Source organism: Streptomyces niveus, from assembly GCF_001723055.1.
Lineage (GTDB): Bacteria > Actinomycetota > Actinomycetes > Streptomycetales > Streptomycetaceae > Streptomyces > Streptomyces niveus.
Window position 1 is genome coordinate 1 of sequence record NZ_MDCR01000332.1, and the last position, 7,143, is coordinate 7,143.

Genomic DNA, 7,143 nt, shown 5'->3' on the forward strand with positions numbered 1-7,143 from the left:
GCCGCTTCTTGCGCTCGCGCAGCGACGACGGAGCCGGGGCGGATGCGGACGCGGTGCTCATGGAGCCACCGTACCCGAGAAGCGAATGCCGCTTGTGCGCGTATGCCACTCAGTGGCACATTGGGTTTCGCTGGACTTTTCGTTGAACTTTCGTTGGACCTTCATCGGCCGTTTGGCCAAGCCCCTCAGGAAGGCGTCCTCCCGTGCGCGCTCTGCTCGTTGACCACTCCACGCCCACCGGTCTGCGCCTCGGCGAGGCCCCCGACCCCGACCCCGCGCCGAACCAGGCCCTGGTCCGCGTAGCCGCGACCTCCCTCAACCACGGCGAGGTCCGATTCGTCCTCCGGGAAGCCGCCGACGGGGCCGTACTCGGCTGGGACGCGGCCGGAGTCGTCGAACGCGCGGCGGCCGACGGCTCCGGACCACCCGTCGGTACGCCCGTGGTCACGCTCGGACCGGACGGGGCCTGGGCCGAACTCCGCGCCGTCGACACCGACTTGATGGGTACGGTCCCGGCCGGCGCCGATCTCGGAGCCATCAGCACCGTCCCCGTGGCGGGCGCCAGTGCCCTGCGCGCGCTGCGCCGGATCGGTTCGATCGTCGGCAGGCGGATCCTGGTCACCGGCGCGACGGGCGGCACGGGGCGGTACGCCGTACAGCTCGCCAGGCTCGGCGGCGCCCACGTCATCGCCTCCACCGGCGACCCGGACGCCCACGGGGAGAGCCTGCGGGCGCTCGGCGCGCACGAGGTGGTCGCGGGCCCCGCCGGTCTCGACGCACCCGTCGACGGGGTCGTCGATCTGGTCGGCGGCGCCCAGCTCGTGGACGCCTTCACGCGACTGACGCGGGGCGGGACGCTGGTCTCGGTCGGCCATGTCGCGATCGACGAGGGGGAGCACTTCCCGTACGGCGCGCTGTTCGGCAACGACGGACGCCACGACCGCTCGCTCGTCACCTTCTATCTGCTCGACTGCCCGGACCTCGGGCCGGACCTCGCCCTGCTCGCGGCCAAGGTCGCCGCCGCCGAACTCGACGCCCATGTCTCCTGGCGCGGCGGCTGGGACAAGGCGCCGGAGGCGGTCGAGGCCCTTCTCGAACGCCGGCTCCACGGCAAGGCCGTCATCGACCTGCGGTGATCCGGACACGGATACGGATACGGATACGGATACGGCGTCGGCCCCCGGGTGGAGGTCCCGGGGGCCGACAGTCGAGCTGACCGCAACTACTTCACAGCACAGGTCAGTTGGAGTTGACCAGGTCGTGCGCCGGCACCTTCACCGTACGCGCGCCCGGCTTGCCGCCCAGGACGACCTTGCGCAGCGCGCTGTTGTTGTTGAGGTTCGTCTCCTTGAGACGGTTCTCCGGGTTGGCGAGCACCTGGATGTAGTAGGTGCCGTTCGCCAGGTTGGTGATGTCGAAGGACTGGCCCGGCAGGTCCTGCGTGTACGTGTCGCCGGAGCCGACGTCCAGCACCTCACGGACGGAGATCGAGTTCTCCTGGCCGCACGCGGTGGACAGGTCGGTGTTGCCGGGGTGCCAGTTGGCGTTCTTCACCGTGTAGTCGACGGCGTCGGTGTTGGCGAGGCAGAACGCCTCCTTGCCGCTGCGCACCGTCTCCTTCTGGTCCGCCTTCAGCAGCCGGTAGCTGGCGAAGTCGGTGAAGTGCCAGTGCTCGTGGCCCGGACGCGGGTCCCACTCCATCGTGCCGGTGGGGGTGTAGCCGACCTGCTTGCCGTCCGCGTCGTAGAAGTACTGGTAGGCGTCCATCAGCTCCTTGCCGGGCTTACGGAAGCCGTCCACGACGAGCTGCGCGGGGCCCGCGTTCCAGACGTTGGCGCTGAAGGCGAGGTAGTCCTTGCCCTTGACGTCCTGGCCGCCGTCGCTGATCTCGATGCCGTAGGCCGGCAGCGAACGCAGGTCGGGCTTCGGCACGTCCGGGACGGACGCCTTGCCGGTCGGGCGCTTGGCGTTGGGCTCGGCGCCCGGCGCCTGGCGGGAGCCGTCCGTACGGCCGGGGCCGTCACCGACGGGCGCCACCGCGCTCCGGAGCGAGGACTTCTTCAGCGCCCACGGCAGGGCCGGCGGGGCGGGGATCAGCGGTCCGTGGCCCACGTTGTACGAGGGGACGGCGCCGCTCGTCGGGGCCGCGGGGGCCTTGGGGCGCATCGAGCCGTGGCCCTCCATGCCCTTCATGGCCGACATGTCGTGGCCGCTGTGGTCCGCGCCCTTGGCACGCATGCCGACGCCGCCGCCGTTCTCGTCCTCCCAGCTGCGCTCGCGGACCGTCAGCTTGATGATCTGCGGCTTGCTGGAGATGCCGAAGAGGTCGCGGTACTTCTTGTTCACCGTCACCTTGGCGGTGTACTTGCCGGCGGCGAGCTTGACCGGCTCGGAGTCGAAACCGGCGTACGTGTTGGACGCCCAGCCCTTCTCCACGCCCCACACCGAACCGAGCGTGAACGCGTTCGGCGGGCAGCTCTCCGGGTACTTCGACTTCGCGGGGCCGTCCGGGTCGATCCGGCCGGCGGCGTTGTTCGGGCAGTACTTCTCGCTCTTCTTGACCACGACCTTGCGGTTCGTGTCGGTGATGCTGATCTGGGCGAAGTCCGGCAGCCCGGAGAAGTCCTTCACCAGTCCCGCGGGCAGGGTCTTGCTGGTGGTCTTGTCGCCGTCCTGGATGAGCTGCTTGACGACGATCGGGTCCTTGTACGACTTGCGGGTCACCCTGAGTTCGAAGGGCCCGCCCTCGGCCGTGAGGTAGGTGCCGAGGTCGAGGTAGACGCCCGGGTCCTCCTTCCACGAGTCGAGAGTCAGCGAGTTGGTCGCGGCGATCAGGCTCAGCTTCGGCGCGGCCTGCGCGGACGCGCTGTCGGGCGCGGCGGCCACGACGCCGGCGGTCACGGCGAGCGCCGCGGTGGCGGCCATCGCCGACCGCCGGTACCTGGCCTGGTGCGTTCTGGTCATCGTTCCTCGTTTTCCGAGTTGTCCGAGTGCCTGCGTGGACGGTGTGGACGAACAGCCGGCGCGAAGCGAAGTACGGACTCTGATCGCGGAACTGTCTCCCTGCCAGTGAGAGGCGGGAGAGGGTGCTGTGGGTTGTCTGTGAACGCGGGAGATCTGCATCGTTGGCCGAAAGTCGACTCAGACTGGCAGATCCGGCCGTCTTCCCGGTGTTTACGACCGGCGCGCGTTCCGGTCGTGGTACCGCTACCGCTACCGCTACCGCTACCGCAGCCGGGCCGTCAGGCTGTGGCCGTGGGCCTGGTGGGTGTCGACGTCGATACGTGTGCCCCCGAGGACCCTGCGGACCCGCACCCCGTCGTCGGTCGCCACCACGCGCAGCCAACGGCCGCGCAGGGTGAGCGAGACCGTCCCGCGCTCCGTCGTCGGGTCGGACACCGCGAGCGAGACCGTGCCGTCACGTGACGTCCGTACGAGCACCGACGCCGCGCCGTCGATCGTCAGACGGCCGGCGTGGTGGGTGCCGGGTGTGAAGGTGTTGGCGGCGAGGATGGACAGGCCACGGTGCTCGACGGCTTGGACGCGGGTGGTGTTGGCGACCACCGTCAGGGGGCCGCGCCCGTACCTCCCGTACCTCTCGTACGCCGCCAACTGCCGCTCCGTGGCGTTCGGTACGAGCGCGTGGGCCGTCGACAGGCGCCGCGCACCGGCCGGTTGGTCGACGGAGAGCGAGAACACCCGCTTGGTCACCGGGGTGTCGGGGTTGGAGGTACGTACGACGCGCCGGCTCCTGGTGACCGTGTCGAGCGCGACGGTCGGACGGGGAACACCGCCCCGCTCCCCGCCCCCGTCCAGGAAGACGTACCCGACCGACACCCCCTGCCCCGCGTCCGCGTACCGCAGCCAGTCCACCGGGCCCGGAGCCGTACCGCCTCCTCCGTCGGCCCCCGGCCAGTCGGAGCCGTCCCGCAGCCGCCCCGTGACGGTGACGGTGTCCGACGCGGCGGCGATCCTGCTGTCGAGCGTCGTCGTCACCGCCCGGCCCGCCGGGTCACCGACCCCGGCCGCCAGGACGACGATCTCGTCGTCGAACATGAACCACGACTTGGTGGCGGCGGCGTTGCGGTAGGCGACGAAGTCGTCGGGCAGCTCGCCGGCCTGCTTCGCGGCGTACGCGGCGTCGTCGCCGAGCACGAGCCCCACCGCGCCGTACGTGCCCAGACGGGCGCCCCCGGACAGGGTGTTGGTGCCGCGCGGGAAGTAGACGTAGGTGTTCTGCGACTCGGATGACGAGGTGAAGCCGCGCTCCGGGTTGTCGTACCAGGCAGTGCCGTACAGCTCCGGGATCGTCCGCCGCGTCTCCACGGGCGCGGTGACGCCGGGCAGCCGGTACGGCGACACGGTCGTGTAGTAGTCGACGCCGAAGGCGAGCGTCTGGTCCTGGCCCGTGAGGTACAGATGGTGCGCGCCGTCGCCCTGGAACCACGGCATCAGGTTCTCGCCGCTCATGTACTCGTACTTGCTGATCCGGTTCGAGCTGCGCGCCAGCGCGAACGCGTAACCGGGCCGCCGGTGCACGGTCCTGTCCATCGCGTTGAACGCGGTGTGGCTCGCGGCGTCCCCGAGGTCGGCCGCCGGCACGGAGGTGTCCGCGAGTATGTCGGCGTAGCGCGCGACGCTGACCGGCGACACGAAGACGACCGGGTCCAGCGCGGCCTTCGAGGTCTGGCGTACGAACTTCGCATAGCCCTTGAGCGCGGTGGCGTCGGGACCGGTCGTATGACCCGAGAGGTCGACCACGGCCTCCACGACGACCGCGACGTCCGTGTATCCCGTCGCCGTTCGCGACACCCCGCGCCCCTTGACGATCTCCATCATCCAGCCCTCGAAGACGAGCGGCGCGAAGCCGTCGGCGACCCAGCCGCGTACGACGGCCACCAGATCGGCCGTGTTGATGTAGTCGGTGCCGTCGAGGATCTTGACGGTCTGTACGGCGCGGGTGAGCAGGACCTTGCCGTACGAGCCGGTGTAGGCGACCGAGTCGTGCTGGATGAAGGAGCCGTCGGCGTAGAAACCGTCCGTCACGCCGTGCCGGGGGTTGTACGGATCGACGGTCGCGTACACGGTCAGCTGGTCGGCGACGGCCTTGACGACGCGCGCGTCGTCGCCGGTGACGGCGCCCTGGAGGATGCGGTTGGTGGTGATGTCGGCGAGATTGGCGCCGGTGTGGAAGCGCGAGTCGAGGTCGACGTCGCCGTCCTTGCCGTTGCGCAGATAGGCGTCCATCGACGCGAGGTACGTGGCGGTCAGGCCGGGCCGATAGGCGGCGAGTTCCTCTTTGAGGAGGACGAGTGTCTTGCTGACGCTCGCGGAGATGCCGATCTCCCAGTTGAACCAGTTGCCGTAGTAGCCCTTCGACTGGTCTCCGTAGTAGGTGTCGTGGAGCCGCGCCAGGGCGTCGATGACACGGCGCCGCACGTCCGCGTTGTCGCGGAGGTCGGACGGGGCGGGGCCGGGGGCGCGGGTGGCGAGGGCGATCTCGTACAGGTACTGGTACGAGGTGTTGAGGTTCGCGTCGCTCGTGCCGAGGGGCAGGCCCTTGAACAGCTCGCCCGGTCCGGCGCCGTCCAGGGCGGCGAGGCGGGCGCGGGCCGTCGAGGTGAGGGCGGCGAGCTTGGCGGCGGTCTCCGGGCGGGCGTTGGACTCGGCGGTGCCGGCGAAGATCGCGACGGTGTTGGCGAGCAGTGCGGCGTGGTTGGCACCGGGATCCGAGCCGGGGTTCGCGCCGGGGTCCGCGGTGCCGGTCGTGGTCGGCCGGGTGGCGGCCCGGGCCCGCAGGGGCGCGGCCAGGGCGAGCAGGGCGGACGCGGGCAGCGTCGTCAACAGGGTGCGGCGCGAGAGCGGCAACGGACTGCTCCAGACTCGGCAAAGTGAGGCGAACTCAGGCGAACTCAGGCCAGAAAGCGCTTGCGGCATCCAAACAACCGGTGTTGTACCTGTCAATCGATCCGCACCGCGAGCTGAGCAGCGAGCCGAGCGGCGACCTGAGCCGCCGCCCAGGTCCGCGGCCTCCGCCACCCCGCTATACACGGCATGTATACGCCGTGTGTAGAGTGTTCGCCATGTCAATCGGTCACACCCTCCTCGGCCTCCTCGAATCAGGCCCGCAGCACGGCTACAACCTGAAACGCGCCTTCGACGACTCCTTCGGCCACGATCGCCCCCTCCACTACGGGCAGGTCTACTCGACCATGTCCCGGCTGCTGAAGAACGGGCTGGTCGAGGTCGACGGCGTGGAGGCCGGGGGTGGACCCGAGCGGAAGCGGTACGCGATCACCGAGGCCGGCATCACCGATGTCGAGCGCTGGCTCGCGCACCCCGAGAAGCCGGAGCCGTATCTCCAGTCGACCCTCTATACGAAGGTCGTCATCTCGCTGCTCACCGGCCGCAGCGCCGCCGACCTGCTCGACACGCAGCGCGCCGAGCATCTGCGCCTGATGCGCGTCCTGACCGACCGCAAGCGGCACGGGGACCTCTCCGACCAGCTCATCTGCGACCACGCGCTGTTCCATCTGGAAGCCGATCTGCGCTGGCTGGAACTGACGGCCGCCCGCCTGGACAAGCTCGCCGAGGTGGTACGCCGATGAACGCCCCGACCACCACCCCCGCGGCCCCCGAAGGCTCGCTGCTCACCGCGTACGACCTGCACAAGACGTACGGCACCACCCCCGCCCTCGACGGCGCCTCGTTCTCGATCCACGCCGGCGAGGTCGTCGCCGTCATGGGCCCGTCGGGCTCCGGCAAGTCGACGCTGCTGCACTGCCTCGCCGGCATCGTGTCCGCCGACTCGGGGACCATCACCTACCAGGGCCGCGATCTCACCGGGCTGTCCGACGGCGCGCGCAGCACACTGCGCCGTACGGACTTCGGCTTCGTCTTCCAGTTCGGCCAGCTCGTGCCCGAGCTGACCTGCCTGGAGAACGTGGCGCTGCCGCTGCGCCTGAGCGGCATCCGCCGTAAGGAGGCCGAGCGGATCGCCCTGGAGTGGATGGAGCGGCTGGAGGTCACCGACGCACGGGCCAAGCGCCCCGGTGAGGTCTCCGGCGGGCAGGGGCAGCGCGTCGCCGTCGCCCGCTCGCTCGTCACCACGCCGCGCGTGCTCTTCGCCGACGAGCCGACCGG

At 70.4% G+C, this 7,143-nt stretch carries 5 protein-coding genes; 3 read left to right on the plus strand and 2 right to left on the minus strand.

Features of this window, described 5'->3' with window-relative positions:
- Nucleotides 1–203: 203 nt before the first annotated feature.
- The gene (locus BHU15_RS31075) at nucleotides 204–1,136 is read left to right on the plus strand and encodes a zinc-binding dehydrogenase (RefSeq protein ID WP_069630180.1); all 933 of its coding nucleotides are present in this window, start codon (nucleotides 204–206) and stop codon (nucleotides 1,134–1,136) included.
- A gap of 103 nt (nucleotides 1,137–1,239) precedes the next feature.
- On the opposite strand, the gene BHU15_RS31080 is transcribed toward BHU15_RS31075, so the two are convergent.
- Together BHU15_RS31080 and BHU15_RS31085 are read right to left on the minus strand one after the other, a co-directional pair.
- Nucleotides 1,240–2,964, minus strand: coding sequence for a lysyl oxidase family protein (locus BHU15_RS31080; protein ID WP_069630181.1), 1,725 nt, complete (start codon nucleotides 2,962–2,964; stop codon nucleotides 1,240–1,242).
- A gap of 261 nt (nucleotides 2,965–3,225) precedes the next feature.
- The gene (locus BHU15_RS31085; RefSeq protein WP_069630182.1) at nucleotides 3,226–5,868 is read right to left on the minus strand and encodes a polysaccharide lyase family 8 super-sandwich domain-containing protein; all 2,643 of its coding nucleotides are present in this window, start codon (nucleotides 5,866–5,868) and stop codon (nucleotides 3,226–3,228) included.
- 215 nt (nucleotides 5,869–6,083) lie between these two features.
- On the opposite strand from BHU15_RS31085, the gene BHU15_RS31090 reads away from it, so the two are divergent.
- Nucleotides 6,084–6,608 (plus strand): PadR family transcriptional regulator, encoded by a 525-nt coding sequence (locus BHU15_RS31090; RefSeq protein ID WP_031230209.1) that lies wholly within the window; start codon nucleotides 6,084–6,086, stop codon nucleotides 6,606–6,608.
- Nucleotides 6,605–7,143, plus strand: a 539-nt coding sequence (locus tag BHU15_RS31095) for an ABC transporter ATP-binding protein (protein ID WP_069630183.1), incomplete at its 3' end; no start/stop codon positions are given. The genes BHU15_RS31090 and BHU15_RS31095, both read left to right, overlap by 4 nt.

Coding starts and splice junctions, on each gene's coding strand:
- BHU15_RS31080 (WP_069630181.1), bottom strand. CDS start 2,964: ATGACCAGAACGCACCAGGCCAGGTACCGGCGGTCGGCGATGGCCGCC.
- BHU15_RS31090 (WP_031230209.1), top strand. CDS start 6,084: ATGTCAATCGGTCACACCCTCCTCGGCCTCCTCGAATCAGGCCCGCAG.